Source organism: Algoriphagus sp. TR-M9 (assembly GCF_027594545.1).
In the GTDB taxonomy this organism is placed as follows: Bacteria; Bacteroidota; Bacteroidia; order Cytophagales; family Cyclobacteriaceae; genus Algoriphagus; species Algoriphagus halophytocola.
The window spans coordinates 169,237-188,354 of the sequence record NZ_CP115160.1 but is presented as its reverse complement, the minus strand read 5'-3'; the positions used below and the strand labels follow the sequence as shown (position 1 = coordinate 188,354).

Genomic DNA, 19,118 nt, shown 5'->3' with positions numbered 1-19,118 from the left:
TTGAACCTAGAACGCTTAACTAAATTGCCTTTGGGACAACCTTCAACGCTACTCAGTTCAGAATAATAATATCCTTGCAAAAAAGATACTTGATTTTAAATCCAGAGAAATTAAGCTGAGGAACTATTTTTGGTAAGTAGGACGTAAATTCAGTACAAAATCATCAAAAGACTATTTTGAGCACCAAACCAGTTGCAGTCCATCGTATTTTTTCAGGTTCAGTCTGGGGGATTTTAGCCAAAATTCTGGATGCCGCCGCCAAGTTTGTCACCATACCCTTATTGGTGGGTTATTATGGCAAAGCTGACTATGGATTGATCGCTTTGGCTTTTTCCCTCAATGCCTATTTAAGACTCATGGATTTGGGAATGAACGTGGGTTCTGTACGCTTTTTCTCCATGTGGGAAGCTAAATCTGACTGGGAAAATATCGGAAAAGCCTCCCGATCCAGCATCATTTTCTATGGAACGATCGGCTTGGTAAATGCCCTGATATTCATATTCATGGCCAATTACGGCCAGTTTTTCTTCAATCTCAAACCAGATCAGATTCCAACTTACCGGATCATGATGTATATACTTTCGGCAAGCACAGTCTTGAATTGGCTCTCGAATGTGATCATCCAATTGCTCAGCGCCAAAGATGAATTGGGATATGTGAATCGTGTCACAGTAGTCAGTAGCGTATTAAATTTCCTGGTTGCAATTATCGCAATTCATTTCAAGTGGTCGCTCCCGCTTTATTTCCTTTTCTATACCATTTCGACACTTGTACCTATACCACTGAATATTTTAAAGTTAGGAGTATTCCCTACTCCTCGAACTAAACTTCTAAAACCACAATGGGATGGGAAGATTTTCAGAGAAATAATCGGATACAGTTCTGCGATATTTCTGATGGGTTTATTCCAGCTCACTGCAAATGAATTGCGTCCAATCTTATTGGCCAAATTCGCCTCGGGTATCGATGTGTTAACTGATTATCGAGTGATTCAGACCATTGCGATGCTGATCATTTCCTTTGGAACGATCTTCCTGCAGGTACTTTTACCCTCAGCTTCCAAAGTATATCAGGAGGGAAACCATCCTAAAATGGAAAAGATGGTTTTCACTGCCACACGATACATTTCTATCTTTTTAAGTTTTATAGTCTTTCTGCTGGTGTTGAATTCAGAATCAATCCTGCTCCTCTATATGGGGAAGGATTACCTCCATTTGGCGGCTTGGCTAAACATTTGGCTGCTCACGGTACTACTCAATATGCACAATACTCCTGTTGCTAGTCTGGTGCTTTCTTCTGGCAAAACCCGTTTCCTGATTTACTCCTCAGCGACGGCATGTATTCTATCGCTTCCGATCACAATCATTCTAGCTCCCACGCTAAATGTAGGCGCTGCGGTAATTGGTTACTTGGCTTATATGCTAATTCAGATCGGTTTTTTCTATATTTATTACATTCCAAAAGTGCTGAAACTCGATAGCAAGAAGATATTCTTTGGTGCATTTTCACCTTCTGTACTGGGTGCTTTGATTGCTTTTGCAATTGCTTTTGGTGCGGGAAAATGGATAGAAATGCCAGAAGGCCTGCTCGGAATGATTATCAGTTCGGTGATTTTCACTACGGTTTTTGCCGCATTCCACTTTCTGTTTATCATCAAATCCGCGGATATTGAATTTCTGCGCATAAAACTTCTGAAAAGAAAACCATCCAATGAGCAAGAATAAATTTTCGATTTGTATTCCTGCTTACAAGAGCAAATACCTTCAAGAATGCATAGATAGCATCCTTGAACAGAAGGTTGCGGACTTTGAACTGATCATTTTGAATGACTGCTCGCCTGAACCAATAGAAGAGATCGTTCTGAAAAACGAGGATCCACGTATTCGCTATTTCAAAAACGAAAAGAATGTTGGCGCCTATGATTTGGTGGACAATTGGAACAAATGCCTAGAGTTATCCACTGGGGAATATATCGTCATAATGGGTGATGATGACCGTTTAGCTCCGGATTATTTGACAGAATTTGAAAATCTGATTCAATCCTACCCAGACCTGAATGTCTACCACTGTCGCAGCAAAATCATCGACGACGATGGAAATGATGTGGTGCTGACACCAGCTCTTCCGGCTTTCGAATATGTCTATGATTCGATTTGGCATCGCTTACGTCAGCTCCGCTCAAACTACATTTCAGATTACGTTTACAGGGTTTCAGCCCTGAAAGCCCAAGGTGGATTCTACAAACTTCCGCTGGCTTGGGGGTCAGATGATATCACAGCTTTTATAGCATCTTCGAAAAAAGGAATTGCTCACTCGAACAAACCGGTTTTCGAATATCGAAGCAACCGGCTTTCCATCACTTCAACGGGAAATGACCTGCATAAAATGATGGCAGATGTAAGTTACTCAGAATGGCTGAGTGATTTCTTGCGTGATAATCCTCCTCATCCTTCAGATAGTGTGATTTATCAGCATTTACTGCAGGAAAAGGATAAATATATGCATGATAAGAAATTGTACACGATGATGCTTTCCATGCGTAGTAGTCCATTTGAAAAAGCAAAAACCTGGATGAGCGCCAAGGATAAATTTGGTTTATCAATCAAAGACATCGGGGTAGCGTTGGCGAAAAGCATGAAATCAAAAAGCTACTGATGGATATGAATTCACACCCCAAAATCATCTTCAATCCCTGCGAAAACAAGGAAAATCAATACATCGCTATTCTGGTGAATGGCTTGGAAAAGCATGGCTATGACGTAAACCGGTTGGATGATTTTCTTTCTTCAAGCAAGCATTTTCAATCCGTCAAATTGCTGCATTTGAACTGGTTTGAAAATCTGGATGACAGCAGTGCCGCAAGTATGTGGAAAAGCTATTTCCGTAAACTGGTGGTGCTAGCAGCAGTTAAATTTGGGAAGAAAAAGCTGGTTTGGACGATGCACAATAGACTTTCACATGAGAAAAAATCGGGAAAGCTAAGCAGAGCTTTGACACAGAAAATCGTTTCACAGGCCGATGCTATCGTGATTCATTCAACAGTTTCGAAGGAAATTTTACAAAGCCAATACCCAAACCTCCACACTAAAATCGTCCACATTCCCCATCCTGATTTCGTCGATGTCTATGGTCCGATGATTTCAGAAAACACCGACAAAAAGGGCACAAAATTGAAGTTGCTTTTCCTGGGTGCGATCAAACCTTACAAAAACATTGAATTGCTGATTGAGGTAGCCAAGAAATTTCCAGAAGCAGTTCATTTAACTATAGCAGGTAATCCGAATTCAGAAGCTTACCGAAGTGATTTACAAAAGTTAGCCGAAGGTGCCAGCAACATTTCTCTTCAGCTGAAATTCATCCAGGACGCTGATTTAAGCAAGTTCATTCATGAATCCGATTTGCTGATTCTTCCCTATTCTATGGAAAGCAGTCTAAATTCGGGCACGGTGATTTTGGGCTTTTCCTATGGCAGAACAGTCATATGCCCGAAAATTGGCACTATTGATGACTTAGGAGCAGGTGAAGATGTTTTTGATTACCGTTATTCTTCCCAGGCAGAGCATCTTCAGGCATTGGAAAAACAAGTTCAAATAGCTATAAAGCTGCATCAAAGCAACCCAACTTCTCTGATCGAAAAAGGTCATAGAATGAGGGATTTGGTACAAAAGAAAAACAACAAACAGGACGTAACCGATAGTTTAATCAAGCTTTACGAAAGCTTATTAAATTGATATTTCTTTTTCAGCTAACCCCAATTCATGAAAATATTATACATCAACTCTCTTTATAGTCCGCTGATCGAAGGTGGTGCAGAGATTTCCCTGAAACTGATCGTGGAAGGCATGAAATCTCTCGGACATGAGGTCGTGGTCTTGAGTTTGATGCCTGAAAAAGGGGTAAAAACCGAGCAGGTTGATGGAGTAAAGGTCTACAGAGCAGGTCTGCAAAATGCCTACTGGCCATATTCCAAGGCCAAGAAAAACAAGCTAGCAAGACTCAATTGGCACTATCAGGATCAGTCCAACGAAAAAATGGCTACGGTAGTAAAAGAAATTCTGGACACTGAAAACCCCGATATTGTCTCTTGTCACAACCTTGCCGGATGGTCTGCTGAAGTATGGAAACCCATAGCCAAAGCAGGAATTCCTATCGTACAAGTGCTCCATGATTTGTATTTGCTTTGTCCAAACAGCAACATGTTTAAAAACGAGCAAACCTGCGAAAACCAGTGCTTCAGCTGTAAGCTTTTGCGGAGCAATCATGCAGAAAAATCAAAGCAAGTCTCAGCAGTTGTAGGTATCAGCAATAGCATTTTGCAGCGTTTTATTGACTTTGGCTACTTTTCAAACGCTTCTAAAAACATTATTTACAATACGCGAACAATTCCAAATCCTTCTCCAAAACGGCCTAGGAAAACCGAACAACCCATTCGTTTTGGCTATTTGGGGACACTTTCTAAGGTAAAAGGATTGGAATGGCTGATCGAACAATTCAAAATGCTGGACTTCGGAGCTAGCTTGAGCATAGCAGGAAAGGGAGATAAAGCTTACGAGCAACATCTCAGAGTTCTGTCATCCGGCTCTGCAATTGAGTTTGTAGGCTACGTGAACTCCACTGAATTTCTAGCAAACATTGATGTGCTCATTGTGCCTTCTCTTTGGGAGGAACCCTTGGGAATGGTAGCAATCGAAGCGCTGGCAAACCACGTCCCTGTGATCGCTAACAAAAGAGGCGGACTTCAGGAAACTGTGAAAGACGGAGTCAATGGACTTTATTGCTTTGACCATTCATCGGATTCCTTAGGCGCTGCGATGCGTCGGATTTATTTTGAACCCGAGCTATACAATCTGTTTAGTAAGGTGGCACGGGAATCTGTGGCACCAATTTTAGATGCTGATCGTCTGATCGGAGAATACGAGACAGTTTTGAAACAGGCTTTGAAAAAATCTCAAACAGCTATTTCCAAATGAGCACACCGGAAATCACATTAACAAATCAGACCTCAGTCCTTGAAGGAAATCAATGGAAAGCTATATCCATTGCTGAGACGCTGTTTTTGCTTTCGCTGATTTCCATGTTCTTACCGGTAAAAGTTTATCCAGTGATTTTCCTAGTTAGCTCCTTCTTTTTTTACAGAGAAACTCCACAGATAAAATTTCCAAACTGGTCTATAGCTCTGGCTGTTTTTAGCACCTACGCAGTAATCAGCTATTTGATCAACTATCCGGGCGAACCACTTGCCCTGACCAATATCATTAAATTAGTCATCAATTTCTCCTTTCTCTTTTTCGCAATCAATTGGCTTGGCTCAAGGGAAAATGAAGCTCTAATCAATAAACTGGACACGGTTCTTCTGGTAGTCTTGGCCCTTTCCCTCGTGCAGCTTTTGATCTATCATCAAGCTTACGATTTCAGCTTAATTCTAGGCAGTGACTCTTCTGGAGAAGCAAGTGCTTTGTATAGAGATACACTTTTTTACTGGGGACTTGATGACAAAAACATGTTCGGAGCTCGCATTGCCTTAATGGGTTTTTCATTCATAGCTATCCCTATAGTTCTGAAAAATAAGCTATCGATCTGGAGAATTGTCTTTGTTTTTCTGGTGGCTTTTCTCAGTCTTTCCCGAACTCCAATTGTGGCGTTATTGATTGGAGTTTTCCTGCTCATTTGGTTTTCTGTGGATAAGAAATGGAAAATTGGACTAGTAATTCTGATCGCCATCTCACTCCCATTTGTCCTCCAAAATGTACTAAGAGTAGATTCTTTGACTTCATCCAATGATGGAATGGGCATCCGACTGGTTTATTGGAAGGCATTCTTCGAGCATTTCGAAACAATATCTCCATTAGGAAATGGCTTCCTCAGTGCCCCTGATTTCCTTGAAACTTATGCTGATTTTTACCGAGGAGAATCTCACATTCATAATACGTTTTTGTCCACTTATCTACAGATGGGCATTGTCGGCTTTATTTCCTTCGTAGCTTTTTTAATCTGGTTTATACAGGAATGCTGGCGCAAAACTGATAATCCACGTCTTTGGGTCGCACTTTTTCTTCCTATCCTGGCGATTATGATGATTCTCTATTCCGGCTATGACAACGATGTGATCATGTATTTCTGCCTGATTTTTCTAATCAGCTCCTTAAAGGAAATCAACTTCAAAACCATAAAAATCGGCCTATGAATCGAAAGAAAAAGATATTGATTGATAGTCGCTGGGCAGGAAATACCGGAATCGGCAGGCTGTATCAGGAGGTCATGAAGCATGCTCCCGCCGAAGCATCCTGTGAATTTGTGCAAAGCAAAATGGGCTTGGGAAGTTTGCTGTCTCCTTTGATGCTGGGTGAGGAGATTAAGAAGTCAAGTGCGGAGGTTTTCTACAGTCCTTCTTTTATGCCTCCGGCTTTTTCCAAAACTCCATTCATTTTTACAGTGCATGATTTGATGCATTTGTTTTACTATTCGAAGCTGCACAAAATTTACTATGAGCAGATCATTGCGAGGCTAGCGCCAAAAGCCAAGAAAATTATAACCGTTTCGCATTTCAGCAAAAGCCAGCTGGTAGAACTCCTGAACATTCCTGAAGAACTGATAAAAGTGATTTACAATGGAATAGACAATCATTTCCTCCATAATGAAGAAGAATTCGAAAGTGCGAGACCTTACTTTCTTTATGTTGGAAATAGACGCAAAAACAAGAATGTTCCCGCCATGCTTACTGCTTTTGCGAAAGCCAGAATCCCAAATGATTTCATGTTCTTCCTGTCCGGAAACAGTGACCCAGAACTTGATTCACTGATTGGCAGTCTAGGAATTCAAAAAAGGGTTCGGTTTTTGGGTTTTATCGAGGAACAAGATTTACCCAAACTGTACAAAGGCGCCCATGCAACTTTGTTTGCCTCCCTGATGGAAGGTTTCGGCTTGCCGATCATAGAATCCATGGCCTCTGGCACACCTGTCTTGACTTCCAATACCAGCTCTCTTCCTGAAGTGGCCGGAGGAGCGGCACTTTGCGTGGATCCCACGGACCTTTCCGCGATGGCTTCAGGCATTGAAAAACTGGTGAATGAAGAGGAATTCTATGTGGATTGCATGGTGAAAGGTCTGGCACGGGCGCAGGAATTCAGCTGGGAGAAAACAGCTGCAGAAACATGGGAAACCATTTTAGGTTAAAAGCATTCTCCTACATGATCAGAAATATCCAATTCTTCTTTTTAATGCTGCTTGCATTGCCTTTAGCTGGCTTTTGTCAAAGCGATTCCTTAAAGCCTGGGAAGAAAATCAATGTGCTTGATAAGGGAGTTTTGGCAGCATCTGAAAATGATCAGACAGATGCAATCCAAGGTGTGATCGACCAAGCGAGGGAAGGAGATACGGTGTTTTTGCCAAAGGGCACTTATTTGGTCAGAACAATCCTTCTAAAATCTGGGGTGAATATTCAGTCTGAAGGAACCATCAAACATCACGAGTCTGCCAAAGACGGACAATACTCTATAGAAAAACAGAATTCCCCCAACCCTTTGATTTTAGGACAGGAAGTTAGAAATATCAGTATTTCACTGAAAGGAGAATCAAAAAATGAGGGAATCTACCTTCTGAAAAGCCATCAGATCCGAATTTATGACAGTGAACTAACCGGGGATTCCACCAAACTAAGAGCGTATCCTGGGATCATGACTTTTCAGTGTAGTGGGGTGGAAATCGCGAATTCTAAAATCCATCATTTCGGCATGCCGAGAGCAGAAACCCACAGCTATCAACCGGGAACAGGTGTGCGTATATTATCCAGCAATACCGTTTCCATTCATGATTCTGAGGTTTACCAAAACGGTGAAAACGGTGTTTTTATCCATGGAAGCAGAAAGGTGGAAGTACTGAACAATGTCATCCATCACAATGGAATGTCGGGGATTCAGGTGGCTTTTGGAGATTCTGGCAAAGAAAAAGATTACTATTTCTCCCATAATGTACTGGACGAAAACGCCTCTGATGCCATCGATATTAATAACCGATCCAAGGAAAAAGCGAAGGATATAGCATGCCTGATCACCGAAAATATCACTTGCGGAAATGGATTTGTGAAAGGAGAATCTACTCCAGACGGTTCAGGAATCGCGACACTGATCAATGTGTCCAATGTGCTGATTTATAAAAATGAAGCTTATCGAAATAACCGTCCGGCTATCTATGTAGAAAGCTGCGGAGTGATCCTTGGGAAGGGAAACTGGGCTGATAATCAGGTGGAAATTACATTGGATTTGGATGAATTGGTACTTGAAGAAAACAGGTTCAGCAGTATCAATTTGATCGCGAATACTAAAGCGCAGAAAATTCATCTCAAGAGTAATGAGCTGGGTTCTCTTTCACTTCCGAATGGAATCCAGGTCGAAGAATTTATTGTGGAAAACAACAGTTTTTCTCATGGCAACTTCAACCTGAATTTGGAGGGTAAAGTGGAATTGATTGGAAATAAAATCGAAAACTCATCGAAAAATCCCACAATTCTAATCACGAAAGCGGACAACGCACGGATTGAAAACAATGAGATTCTAAGTCAGAATTCCTCAGCCGTTATTCTCAGGAAGACCGCTAAAAACGTCCAGATCATAGGAAATCAGATCAAATCTTTCAACACAGCCATTTTTGACGACAACTCAAAAGAACTGGTCGTGAAAAACAACAAGGTAACTTCCATAGCCGGAGGAAAGGAAAACCAGGCTTTTCGAAGTCATTATCCCGATAATCTAATTTTGGAAGGAAATGAATATCGGGGCATAGCCAATACAGAAACGGTACTATTCGTAGGAAAAGGGAAAGCCAGCGTATCGAATGAAAAAATGGTCACCGGAACAGCCAATTATGGAGTAGTAGATATCTCTGGCAATTAACCTCTGAGCAATGAAAGTCAATCTTTTTATCCCCACGCTAAATGCAGGCAAAATCTGGCAAGAGGTACTCGCTGGCATTGCTATGCAAAATCATCCGATTTCAAGATTTGTCATCATAGACTCTGGCTCGACTGACGGCACCTTGAACCTGATCAATGAGGAAACTTGTGATTTGATTCAGATTGATAAGAAAGACTTTGATCATGGAGGTACTCGGCAAATGGCAGCGGAGACCTTTCCGGATGCGGATATTTTTGTATTTCTTACCCAAGATGCGATCCTCGCAGATCCCAATGCGATCAGGGTGATGGTGGAAGCTTTGGAAAAAAATCCTGAGCTCGGAATGGTCTATGGCCGGCAACTTCCGCACAAAAACGCCAAGGTTCTGGAGACCCATGCGCGACTTTTCAACTATCCAGCGGAGTCCAAAATAAAGAGCCTGGAAGACGCTGACCGCTATGGCATTAGGACAATCTCCTGCTCCAATTCTTTTGCTGCCTATAGAAAAACAGCCTTTTTTAAGGTCAATGGCTTCCCAACAGGCTCTATTTTGGGGGAAGACGTATTAATTGCAGGTAAAATGTTGTTGGATGGATGGAAAATGGCGTACCTTTCGAACTCCAAAATACACCACTCACATGATTATTCTGCCATTGAAGAATTCAAGCGGTATTTTGACATCGGAGTATTCCACGTCAATAACCAATGGATTTTCGAACACTTTGGCAGGGCAGAAAGTGAAGGATTCAAGTATCTCAAATCAGAACTCAAATACACTTTTAAACACAACCCTCTATTAGTTCCAAAATGCCTAATCGCTACTGGAGCCAAGTTGGTTGGCTACAAACTGGGACTGCACTACCAATCCCTCCCAGTCGGACTTCGCAAGTCATGCTCTATGACCAAGGCCTACTGGAGCCGTGCCTGACATTTTCCTCAGGTAAAATCTCTCTCAATGTGTGGACAGCCTCCACATAATAAATGTTAACAGTTTCCGAAAAAGCTCTCAAACAGCCAATATAGGCGTGTTTTTGCTTGGCATCCCTATTGGATTATGTCAGGCACCACAGTATTTGACTTAAAAAATTAAACCAATGATACCTAACTCCACACATCAACAAGAAATTGTTTTCAAAGGCTACCAGTCGGGGCGCATAATCCCTGACCTTTATTCGCTGACAAACATTTCAAGAAGCACTGTATCACAACGAGTGAATGAGGGCATAGAAGTAACGACAAGATTTGCAAAAAGAACATTTGACATCTTATTTTCTTCCCTTGCAATTCTTACAGGATTACCTGTTTTCCTAACATTAATGGCTATCACCAAATTGACTTCAAAAGGTCCGGTTTTTTACAAGCAGGAAAGAATCGGTAGAAATGGACAGCCATTTTATATCCTGAAGTTCAGAAGTATGATCGTGGATTCTGAGGTAAATGGCCCACAGCTTACTACCGATAATGATCCCAGGATTACAAAATGGGGTAATTTCATGAGAAAAACCCATTTGGATGAGCTGCCTCAATTCTTCAATGTATTGATGGGAGATATGTCGGTAGTTGGCCCTAGACCAGAGCGTGCACATTTCATCCAACAGATAGTGGCCAAGCAGCCTAGCTATATGCAACTATTAACTATCCGACCAGGAATCACTTCCATAGGTCAGGTAGATTATGGCTATGCGGAAACTGTAGAGGAGATGTGCCAGCGAATGATGCTAGATCTAAAATACTTATCTCAAGTAAATTTACTGACTGACTTAAAAGTAATAGGTCAGACGGTAATGACGATGATCAATAAAAAAGGAAAATAAGCTAGCAACATACCCAAAATATCAAAGGCAACCGTGATGGTTGCCTTTTTTTTGCTCTAGTTATCATTAAATGGCACAGATTATAAAAAAATACTTAAGAAATACTTTTACAATTCATATTTTAGGTTGAACCCCTAAAAATAATTCCTGATATGAAAAAGACAGTAATAGAAGATATTGGACTATTGATCATGAGACTTGGAGCTGGAGCCATGATAATGACCCATGGATACCCCAAGCTGTTACGGCTCTTTGGAGATGAACCTATTAAGTTCATGGATTTCATGGGGCTTGGTCCGGTAGTTTCACTTTCTCTGGCCGTATTTGCTGAATTTGTATGTGCCATTCTTGTCATTCTAGGATTCAAAACCCGATTAGCAGCCATCCCATTAATCATCACTATGCTTACAGCAGTGCTGATAGCTCATGCAGCAGATCCATTTGGCAGAAAAGAGCTACCATTACTCTATGCTGTAGTGTTCATTACCATCCTAATTTTTGGCGCCGGCAGGTTTTCTATTGATGGACTAGGGGACAAAAAATCTATGTATTATAAAGGTTAATTACAGCTCAGGTAGCGCAAAAGCAACATAAGCGTCTCCACTTTTGGTACCTTTTCCTCCTCCGCATGCGATCACAAGAAATTGCCTGCCATCCATTTCATAGACTGCAGGAGTAGCATGGCCAGAAGCGGGGAGTTTCGCTTCCCACAAGACCTCACCAGTCTCCTTGTCAAAAGCTCTGATCATCTCATCCTTGGTGGCAGCTATAAAAAGTATTCCTCCCGCTGTTACCACCGGCCCACCGTAGTTTTCAGTGCCTGTGGGGGCAAAACCCTGCGCAGTGAGGGAATCGATTTCTCCCAGTGGGACCTGCCACTTTTTCTTGCCCGTGCTCATATCGATCGCAGTCAAAAGACCCCAAGGTGGATTTGATCCATAAAGTCCATCTTTTGTCACCAACTTTTTATAGCCATCCATATAGTAGCGGGGAAAAAGTTGGGTTTTACCTCCATCCATTTCCTGCTTATCCCCTTCGTCTGGTACTTTGTCCAGCAAATACTCCAAGATCACTTTTCTGTTTTCCGTAGAAATATGATCAAAAGCCGGCATCGCACCTCTACCTTTGCGAAGCAAAAGATCGAGTGAATCATAAGTAAATTTCTCCTTCACATCTAGCAAACTCGGAATTGTTGGCAAGTTTCCTTTCCGATCTAGCCCATGGCAATTGCCACAGTAATTTGTGTAAACAGACTTGCCTACATTTTCAAAATCTGCATTGGGAGTCATTCCGATAACCCAGGGAATCTGATTGGCATTTACGTAGAAAGTCTGCGTTTCAGGATCAAAGGAAGCTCCGCCCCATTCTCCACCTCCGTCCATTCCGGGGAAAAGTACGATGGGTTTCTCCGGGTGAGGTGGTGCCCAAGTATCACCATAGATCGCTCCTTCAAGTTGATTTCTGATATCGGCTTCCCATTCTGGCTTAAGGCTCAGAATACTGGATTCATCAAACACCATATTCATAAATGGCTTCGGCAAAGTAGGAATGGGTTGAGTTGGAGATGTGAACTCACCAGGCATGACAGATTGCGTAACTACAGTTTCCACAATAGGCCAGACAGGCTCTCCAGTGGCACGATCAAAAACATACGTCATTCCTTGCTTGGAAATCTGGGCCACTGCATCTATCCATTTCCCGTCTTTTTGAATTCTAATCAGATTAGGGTTTGCAGGAAAATCCCGATCCCAGACATCATGGTGCACAGCCTGAAAGTGCCAAATACGTTCTCCCGTTTGAGCATCTAATGCAATCAGGGAATTAGCATAGAGATTATCTCCTTTGCGATAGCCACCCCAAAAATCATAGGTAGCCGACCCAGTGGGCACAAAGACAATCCCTCGCTCCTGATCCACGGTCATTCCAGCCCAGTTATTGGCACCGCCAATCTGTTTGATAGTAGCCGGATCCCAAGTCTCATAGGCTGGTTCGCCTTCCTGAGGAATGGTATGAAAAATCCATTCCCGCTTCCCAGTTCTGATATTGTAAGCACGGATATGACCAGGCGCAGCATCCAAGCCTTCGGATAGTCGCATTCCTATGATCAGCAAATCCCCATAGACCACTCCAGGAGCATTGGCTACGATCATAAAATCCTCCCTCTCGGTATCCAATCCTTTGCGAAGATCGACTTTCCCCTCATCTCCAAAACTCAGAATCGGCTCACCTGTCTCTGCATCCACTGCCATCAACCAATTCCCAGCTCCAAAGAGAATCCGCTTATCATCGCCATCTTCCCAGTAACTCACCCCACGATTGGTGCCAGCCCAGGAATTCTCTCCTCCCAGCACCTGAAATGGATCGAATCTCCAGACTTCTTCACCTGTTGAAGCATTCAAAGCAAACACATTCAACTTGGGAGTAGAGCCATAAAGCAGACCATTCACCACAATCGGCTGACATTGAATCTGAGAACTGGCAGTGGCATCACCGGTTTTGTAGGTCCAGGCCACTTCGAGTTGGGAGACATTTTCTTTGTTGATTTGAGTCAATGCCGAATATCGAGAACCATCCGCCGGACCTCCATAATGAGACCAATCGGTATAATCGATTTCGGCTGTTTTGGGCTGACAGGCAGAAAAAAGTAAGAGTGAGCCAAAGACAACTTTGAGTAGAAGTTTCATGAATAGATTGAGCTGGGTTTATATGCAAAATATCGGCAATTACTCGCGAAGGAAAAAACCATGTCCCCAAGCAACCATTCCCTTAAGTAGTTCTCTTCGAAAAAACCTTATGCACTCCGTAAATCACAAAGCCTAACCCAGTCCAAAGTGCCATGTCCGTTATTTCTTCTAGTTGAGTGCTACTCAAAAGCCAGATAGTAGCGGCCATTCCAGCAATCGCAAGTGGGATTCCAAACTTTAACTTGTAGTAATCTGCATCAGGCTGACTTTTGCGCAAGCGAATCAAAGCTCCGCAAACCAAGAGGTAAATCAGCAATCTTGCGATGACAGAGATCGCCAGCGAACCCATAAAATCCCAGACTGTGGCCACGATGATAATCAGAATGGCAAAGAATATAACTGCTACTGTTGGCGTACGAAATCGGGGATGAACAAAGGAAAAGATCTTTGGGAATTGCTTGGATTCGCTGAGCGCAAAGGGCAGCCTGGAGCCACTCAGAATCTGAACATTCAAGGTTCCCAAAATCGAAACTATCGCACCAATCGTAATAAATAAGCCTCCACCATAACCCATAATTCGGGATGCTGCATCTGCCAAAGGCTTATCTGAAGTAGCCAAATCAGGAAGTGTCCCGATTGCAACAACCTGAATTAACACATAGAAAACTGTAATTATCAGCGCTCCAGTCATCAGCGCAAAGGGAAGGTTTTTACGCGGGTTCTCCACCTCTCCTGAGATCACCAATCCAGCCTCAAATCCCCCAAAAGCAAAAATCAGCAACAAAGCAGAGTTTGCAAACTCAGGCATCTCTGGGGGTGAACTGAAATCAAAAGCCTCTCCGCTCAGAAAGAATAGGCCTACTAAAATGAACAGGGATAACGGCACCAACTTAGAAATGGTCAGCAAATTGGTAGTACGTGTGGAGTCTTTAATCCCAAGCAGATTAATCCCAGTTAAAACCCCTGTGATTCCTACGATCATCAAAATTCTCAACCATTCTTCCTGAAAAACAGGAGAGAAAAAGGACATGTAAATGACCAGCAAATTGACCAAGGTAGCATAGCTAAAAAGCCGAGTTAGCATCAGCACCCAACCCACAGCGAAAGCGGGAATATTGCCAAAAGCTTCCTTAATGTAAAGGTACGGTCCGCCGGTTCTATCAAAACGCGAACTCACCTCCATAAATACCAGAATCAGCACTAGCATCACTACGGCACAAACTCCAAAAGCCAGCAAGGAATAAGGACCCGAAAGAGCAAAAGCTTTGGCCGGAAGGCCAAAAATACCTGCTCCTATGACAGAATTGATAATCAAAAAAACCAGATCCCATCTGCGGATCCCTCGCTTAAGCATAATGTAGAATTAGGTGAATGAAGGTATAAAGTAGGGAGAAAAATCAAGTATCAAGTACAAAACTTGATCATCGGCAAATGGAATTTAAGTGGGAAAAATGGAGATTTTCAGTCCGTTCTCCGTGAGTTCTGTGGGATAAGTCTCTAAATCCCCACAAGAGCCGACCTTCAATTTCCCAGTCTTCAAATCAAATCTATATTCATGCATGGGGCAAACTATTTCGTTTGTCTCGGTTAACCTTCCCTGAAAAAGGGAAGCTCCTCGATGTGGGCACTCAGATTGAAATGCGAGAAAAGTCTCATTTGATCTCACCAAGGCAATGACCTTTTGGTCTAAGTGGATCTTATGAATTGATTTTTCGGAAAGCATCTCCAGCACTTGCTGCTTAGATTCTCCCAATATAAATGTCTTCACCATCTGATTTTCTCTGTTCAAAAGGAATCTAAACCACAACATAAACAAAGCATTGGTTTTCTGCAGAAACTTCCTGAATTTAATAGAACAATAAATCTCCTGTAATCATGAAAGCTTTACTCTTACTATTCACCGCATTTTTAAGTTTCAATTTAGCGATTGCGCAAAACCTGGAAGGTTCATGGAGGCTCACCCATCAAGACGGGCAAGAGGTTAAAGATATGGAATACATCAAAATCTATCAGGACGACTACTTTGCCTTTGGCGCAAAGCGAGTCGCTGACGACCACTTTGTAAGTGCAGGAGGAGGGCCATTTTCACTTGAGGAAGGAAAATACCAGGAGACCTTGGACTTTTTTACCCTGGATCCATTTCAAGTAGGAACCACCAATAAATACAAGCTGGACTGGGTAAACGGGAAGATGGTCATCTCCTCGGAGATCAATGGGAAAATGCTCGTAGAAATCTGGGAAAAAGTTTCTGATGTGAAGGATGACCTTACCGGAAACTGGGTAATCACTGGTAGGAAACGTGGTGAAGAAATCTCCAGATCTACCCCAGGAGCAAGAAGAACAGTTAAAATCCTGAGCGGAGGAAGATTTCAGTGGATCGCTTTCAACTCCGAAACCAAGGAATTCTCCGGTACTGGAGGAGGCACTTACACTGCCAAAGATGGAAAATACATAGAAAACATCACCTTCTTTTCACGTGATGATAGTCGTGTGGGAGCCAGCCTGGATTTCAATTTCGAAGTCAAAGACGGAGAATGGCACCACAGCGGTCTCAGCTCCAAAGGCGATCCTATTTATGAGATTTGGACTCCTTATGCGATTGGATATACAGGAAAGTGAGAATTCTGAAAATCTGAAGGCTAAAAGCAAACAAAAAAAGGAGCCTTCTGAGCTCCCTTTTTTGTATATTATGCTTCTACAGCGTAAAGTTCTTTCAATTTCCCGACTGTATAATCTACTTCCTCTATGGTATTAAATCGGCTGAATGAGAATCGAACTGAATCTCGCTCTGGCGTGTGATTGATTGCTCTCAGCACATGGGAACCCACGGTGGCTCCTGAGCTGCAAGCCGATCCTCCTGAAGCTGAAATGCCTTCCAAATCAAGATTGAAAAGCAACATACCGCTGTTTGCTTCCGATGGTGGTAAGCTTACACTGAGAACTGTGTATAAGCTCTTATCTAGGTCAGCCGAAAGTCCATTGAATTCAACTCCAGGAATTTCCTGCACCAGGCTTTGGATGAAGTGCTTTTTGATGGACTCTACATGAAGTTGGTGCTCAGCCATGTCTTCGTAGGCAATTTCCAAAGCTTTTGCGATGCCGATAATACCGATCACATTCTCCGTTCCTCCACGCATATTTCTCTCCTGCGCACCTCCATGAATTAATGGATGGATTTTCTTGTCCTTTTTCACATATAGAAAACCGGATCCTTTTGGCCCATGGAATTTATGCCCCCCAGCTACAATCGCATCCACTGGAAGAGATTTCAGATCGTGAACATAATGCCCCATGGTCTGCACGGTATCTGAATGGAAAAATGCACCGTATTCTTTAGCAAGTGACCCGATGTGATTCAGATCATTCAAATTGCCAATCTCGTTATTTGCATGCATCAAAGACACTAGGCTGTTTGGATTTACTTTTAGCAACTCTTCCAATTGCCCCATGTCGATCTCGCCCTTTTCATTTACATCCAAAATACTGAGCTTGATATGGCCCTTTTTCTCACATACTTCCAAAGTATGAAGTACAGCATGGTGCTCCAGTGGTGAAGTGATCGCATGTTTAATACCATGACTTTCTATTCCGCATACCAAAGCGGTATTGTCTGCTTCTGTACCACCTGAAGTGAAGAAAATCTCGGCAGGAGTTACATTCAGCAATTCAGCCACTTTCTTACGTGATCTCTCTATGGCAGTTCGCACCTCCCTACCAAAACTATGTACAGAAGAAGGATTGCCGTAATGATTTTTCATAAATGGAATCATCGCGTCAATAACCCGATCATCCATGGCAGTGGTGGCTGCATTGTCTAAATAAACTTTCATTGTACTCGTGTTGGGTTGTATATTCTTTACTTTGATTACCCGCAAATATGCCAATAATCATTTTCTTTTGGTCGGCTAGCCAGAAGGCCGGTGACCGAAGTAGCCTCAATGCTAATTTTGCTTTCCTACCTGAAAAGCAGCTATAGATTTTCTAAATCTGCTGAGCTTAAATCATGGAAGCATTCACCACTTCTTTGATATCAGCAATCAGCTTTTGGGCCAAATGCTCCGCAGTAGCCTCAGATTCGGACTCGGAATAGATTCGGATTATCGGCTCCGTATTTGATTTTCTCAAATGCACCCATTCCTTCTCAAACTCGATTTTGACACCATCAATATCATTGATAGGATGGCTCTTGTATTTGCTTTTGATCTCATCCAAAATCCGATCTACGTCAATTTCCGGAGTGAGCTCAATTTTGTTTTTGGAAATATGATAGTTGGGATAGGTAGCGCGAAGCCTTGAAATTGACTTGCCGAAGTTTGCCAAATGGGTTAAGAAAAGACCTATACCCACCAAGGCATCACGACCATAATGAGAGGTAGGGTAAATAATCCCTCCATTTCCTTCTCCGCCGATCACTGCATCCACTGCTTTCATCTGGTTCACTACATTCACTTCACCTACAGCCGCCGCCGTGTATTGGCCTTGTCTTTTTTCCGTCACATCGCGAAGTGCGCGAGTTGAACTAAGATTGGAAACGGTATTTCCTGGGGTTTTAGAAAGCACATAATCTGCCACTGCGACCAGGGTGTATTCTTCCCCAAAGGCTGATCCATCTTCATTGATAAAAGCCAGTCTATCCACATCTGGATCCACGACTATACCTAAATCAAAATTGCCCCGCTCCAACTTACTGGAAATGTCACGGAGGTTTTCCGGAAGTGGCTCAGGATTGTGAGGAAAATGACCATCAGGGGTACAAAACATCTCTTCAATATCATTCACCCCTAGTGCCCTTAGCAGTTTTGGCACTGCGATCCCGCCCGTGGAGTTCACAGCATCTACTACTACTTTGAAATTCCTGGCACTGATAGCTTCTACATCCACCAATTCCAGATCCAAAACATGCTGAATATGCCGGTCTATGTAATCATCGATTTGAGTATAAGAACCTAGCTTTTTTACTTCTGCAAATGTAAAGTCTTCCTGCTCTGCTTTTTCCAGAATGCTCTTACCCTCCACGTCTGAGATAAATTCACCCCGGGAGTTCAAAAGTTTCAGTGCATTCCATTGGATGGGATTATGGCTGGCGGTCAGAATGATCCCTCCTCCGGCTTTCTCGAGAGGAACTGCAAATTCTACAGTAGGGGTGGTACTCAGACCCAAATCTATCACATCTATTCCCAAACCTTGAAGCGTAGCAGACACCAGCCCAGACACCATTTCACCGGATAGGCGAGCATCTCTCCCTATTACTACTTTAGGGTTATGGGTAGTTTCTATGACCCAGGCTCCATAAGCTGATGCGAACTTAACAATGTCAACGGGAGTCAATCCATCGCCGGATTTACCTCCGATAGTACCTCTGATACCAGAGATAGATTTAATTAGAGACACTTAAATAATTGATTATGTGAAAAACAGATTCTTGAAACAGGGGCTAAACTCACTTGAATTTTGCCATAACCTTATCGACTTCATTGTCGGGATTTCCGCAGCTGCTGTCAGCATCCACAGTTTTCCCACAATACCCACAGGTAGTTCCTTCTTTATTGAGAAAAGGACTTTGCGAAGCACAGGTCCCCTTGAATTCGCCGTTTTTGAGGAATAGAAGCCTTACCGACATCAAAATGAAGAATAAAGCAACAAAACCAAGTGTTAGAAATACGGTTGTCATAACGGATAAATTTGCGCAAATTTAAAGCTTTACTTCGAAAACGTCCACAATTCCAGCATAG

General features: G+C 42.6%; 17 protein-coding genes. 11 read left to right on the top strand and 6 right to left on the bottom strand.

What is annotated here, in order from left to right:
• Nucleotides 1-176 precede the first annotated feature (176 nt).
• The 10 genes from PBT90_RS00890 (at nt 177) to PBT90_RS00845 (ending at nt 11,265) form a co-directional block, all read left to right on the top strand.
• Nucleotides 177-1,724 (top strand): lipopolysaccharide biosynthesis protein, encoded by a 1,548-nt coding sequence (locus PBT90_RS00890; RefSeq protein WP_264808479.1) that lies wholly within the window; start codon nt 177-179, stop codon nt 1,722-1,724.
• Nucleotides 1,711-2,655 (top strand): glycosyltransferase family 2 protein, encoded by a 945-nt coding sequence (locus PBT90_RS00885; protein WP_264808478.1) that lies wholly within the window; start codon nt 1,711-1,713, stop codon nt 2,653-2,655. Before PBT90_RS00890 ends, PBT90_RS00885 begins: the two co-directional genes overlap by 14 nt.
• Nucleotides 2,656-2,660: 5 nt before the next feature.
• On the top strand, nt 2,661-3,731 hold the full coding sequence (locus PBT90_RS00880; RefSeq protein ID WP_264808477.1) for a glycosyltransferase: 1,071 nt from the start codon (nt 2,661-2,663) through the stop codon (nt 3,729-3,731).
• 27 nt (nt 3,732-3,758) lie between these two features.
• The gene (locus tag PBT90_RS00875) at nt 3,759-4,970 is read left to right on the top strand and encodes a glycosyltransferase family 4 protein (protein ID WP_264808476.1); all 1,212 of its coding nucleotides are present in this window, start codon (nt 3,759-3,761) and stop codon (nt 4,968-4,970) included.
• Nucleotides 4,967-6,184 carry an O-antigen ligase family protein gene (locus tag PBT90_RS00870; RefSeq protein ID WP_264808475.1) on the top strand — a complete coding sequence of 406 codons (1,218 nt, stop codon included), beginning with the start codon at nt 4,967-4,969 and terminating at the stop codon, nt 6,182-6,184. The genes PBT90_RS00875 and PBT90_RS00870 overlap by 4 nt, the downstream gene beginning before the upstream one ends.
• On the top strand, nt 6,181-7,173 hold the full coding sequence (locus PBT90_RS00865) for a glycosyltransferase family 4 protein (protein WP_264808474.1): 993 nt from the start codon (nt 6,181-6,183) through the stop codon (nt 7,171-7,173). Before PBT90_RS00870 ends, PBT90_RS00865 begins: the two co-directional genes overlap by 4 nt.
• A gap of 14 nt (nt 7,174-7,187) precedes the next feature.
• Complete coding sequence (locus tag PBT90_RS00860) at nt 7,188-8,888, top strand: right-handed parallel beta-helix repeat-containing protein (protein WP_270131108.1); 1,701 nt, start codon at nt 7,188-7,190, stop codon at nt 8,886-8,888.
• 10 nt (nt 8,889-8,898) lie between these two features.
• Nucleotides 8,899-9,816 carry a glycosyltransferase gene (locus PBT90_RS00855; RefSeq protein ID WP_264808472.1) on the top strand — a complete coding sequence of 306 codons (918 nt, stop codon included), beginning with the start codon at nt 8,899-8,901 and terminating at the stop codon, nt 9,814-9,816.
• 166 nt (nt 9,817-9,982) lie between these two features.
• Complete coding sequence (locus PBT90_RS00850) at nt 9,983-10,702, top strand: sugar transferase (RefSeq protein ID WP_264808471.1); 720 nt, start codon at nt 9,983-9,985, stop codon at nt 10,700-10,702.
• A gap of 152 nt (nt 10,703-10,854) precedes the next feature.
• Nucleotides 10,855-11,265 carry a DoxX family protein gene (locus tag PBT90_RS00845; RefSeq protein WP_264808470.1) on the top strand — a complete coding sequence of 137 codons (411 nt, stop codon included), beginning with the start codon at nt 10,855-10,857 and terminating at the stop codon, nt 11,263-11,265.
• On the opposite strand, the gene PBT90_RS00840 is transcribed toward PBT90_RS00845, so the two are convergent.
• The 3 genes from PBT90_RS00840 to PBT90_RS00830 form a co-directional block, all read right to left on the bottom strand.
• Entirely contained in the window at nt 11,266-13,386 is a 2,121-nt protein-coding gene (locus PBT90_RS00840) for an outer membrane protein assembly factor BamB family protein (RefSeq protein WP_264808469.1), read from the bottom strand.
• A gap of 82 nt (nt 13,387-13,468) precedes the next feature.
• Entirely contained in the window at nt 13,469-14,740 is a 1,272-nt protein-coding gene (locus PBT90_RS00835) for an APC family permease (protein WP_270131099.1), read from the bottom strand.
• A gap of 84 nt (nt 14,741-14,824) precedes the next feature.
• Complete coding sequence (locus tag PBT90_RS00830; protein WP_264808467.1) at nt 14,825-15,157, bottom strand: Rieske (2Fe-2S) protein; 333 nt, start codon at nt 15,155-15,157, stop codon at nt 14,825-14,827.
• Between the two features lie 104 nt (nt 15,158-15,261).
• Here PBT90_RS00830 and PBT90_RS00825 point away from each other — a divergent pair, with 104 nt between their 5' ends.
• Nucleotides 15,262-16,005 (top strand): hypothetical protein, encoded by a 744-nt coding sequence (locus PBT90_RS00825; protein WP_264808466.1) that lies wholly within the window; start codon nt 15,262-15,264, stop codon nt 16,003-16,005.
• Between the two features lie 68 nt (nt 16,006-16,073).
• Here PBT90_RS00825 and PBT90_RS00820 read toward each other — a convergent pair whose 3' ends face one another.
• From PBT90_RS00820 to PBT90_RS00810, 3 genes are all read right to left on the bottom strand, one after another.
• Nucleotides 16,074-17,216 carry a cysteine desulfurase family protein gene (locus PBT90_RS00820; protein ID WP_264808465.1) on the bottom strand — a complete coding sequence of 381 codons (1,143 nt, stop codon included), beginning with the start codon at nt 17,214-17,216 and terminating at the stop codon, nt 16,074-16,076.
• Between the two features lie 166 nt (nt 17,217-17,382).
• A complete protein-coding gene (gene glmM / locus PBT90_RS00815; protein ID WP_264808464.1) occupies nt 17,383-18,777 on the bottom strand; it encodes a phosphoglucosamine mutase in 1,395 nt (464 codons plus the stop codon).
• Nucleotides 18,778-18,826: 49 nt separating this feature from the next.
• A complete protein-coding gene (locus tag PBT90_RS00810) occupies nt 18,827-19,057 on the bottom strand; it encodes a hypothetical protein (RefSeq protein WP_264808463.1) in 231 nt (76 codons plus the stop codon).
• Nucleotides 19,058-19,118: the final 61 nt, after the last annotated feature.

Coding starts and splice junctions, on each gene's coding strand:
- PBT90_RS00885 (WP_264808478.1), top strand. CDS start 1,711: ATGAGCAAGAATAAATTTTCGATTTGTATTCCTGCTTACAAGAGCAAA.
- PBT90_RS00865 (WP_264808474.1), top strand. CDS start 6,181: ATGAATCGAAAGAAAAAGATATTGATTGATAGTCGCTGGGCAGGAAAT.
- PBT90_RS00835 (WP_270131099.1), bottom strand. CDS start 14,740: ATGCTTAAGCGAGGGATCCGCAGATGGGATCTGGTTTTTTTGATTATC.
- PBT90_RS00880 (WP_264808477.1), top strand. CDS start 2,661: ATGAATTCACACCCCAAAATCATCTTCAATCCCTGCGAAAACAAGGAA.
- PBT90_RS00830 (WP_264808467.1), bottom strand. CDS start 15,157: ATGGTGAAGACATTTATATTGGGAGAATCTAAGCAGCAAGTGCTGGAG.
- PBT90_RS00870 (WP_264808475.1), top strand. CDS start 4,967: ATGAGCACACCGGAAATCACATTAACAAATCAGACCTCAGTCCTTGAA.
- PBT90_RS00850 (WP_264808471.1), top strand. CDS start 9,983: ATGATACCTAACTCCACACATCAACAAGAAATTGTTTTCAAAGGCTAC.
- PBT90_RS00840 (WP_264808469.1), bottom strand. CDS start 13,386: ATGAAACTTCTACTCAAAGTTGTCTTTGGCTCACTCTTACTTTTTTCT.
- PBT90_RS00855 (WP_264808472.1), top strand. CDS start 8,899: ATGAAAGTCAATCTTTTTATCCCCACGCTAAATGCAGGCAAAATCTGG.
- PBT90_RS00875 (WP_264808476.1), top strand. CDS start 3,759: ATGAAAATATTATACATCAACTCTCTTTATAGTCCGCTGATCGAAGGT.
- PBT90_RS00860 (WP_270131108.1), top strand. CDS start 7,188: ATGATCAGAAATATCCAATTCTTCTTTTTAATGCTGCTTGCATTGCCT.
- PBT90_RS00810 (WP_264808463.1), bottom strand. CDS start 19,057: ATGACAACCGTATTTCTAACACTTGGTTTTGTTGCTTTATTCTTCATT.
- PBT90_RS00825 (WP_264808466.1), top strand. CDS start 15,262: ATGAAAGCTTTACTCTTACTATTCACCGCATTTTTAAGTTTCAATTTA.
- PBT90_RS00820 (WP_264808465.1), bottom strand. CDS start 17,216: ATGAAAGTTTATTTAGACAATGCAGCCACCACTGCCATGGATGATCGG.
- PBT90_RS00845 (WP_264808470.1), top strand. CDS start 10,855: ATGAAAAAGACAGTAATAGAAGATATTGGACTATTGATCATGAGACTT.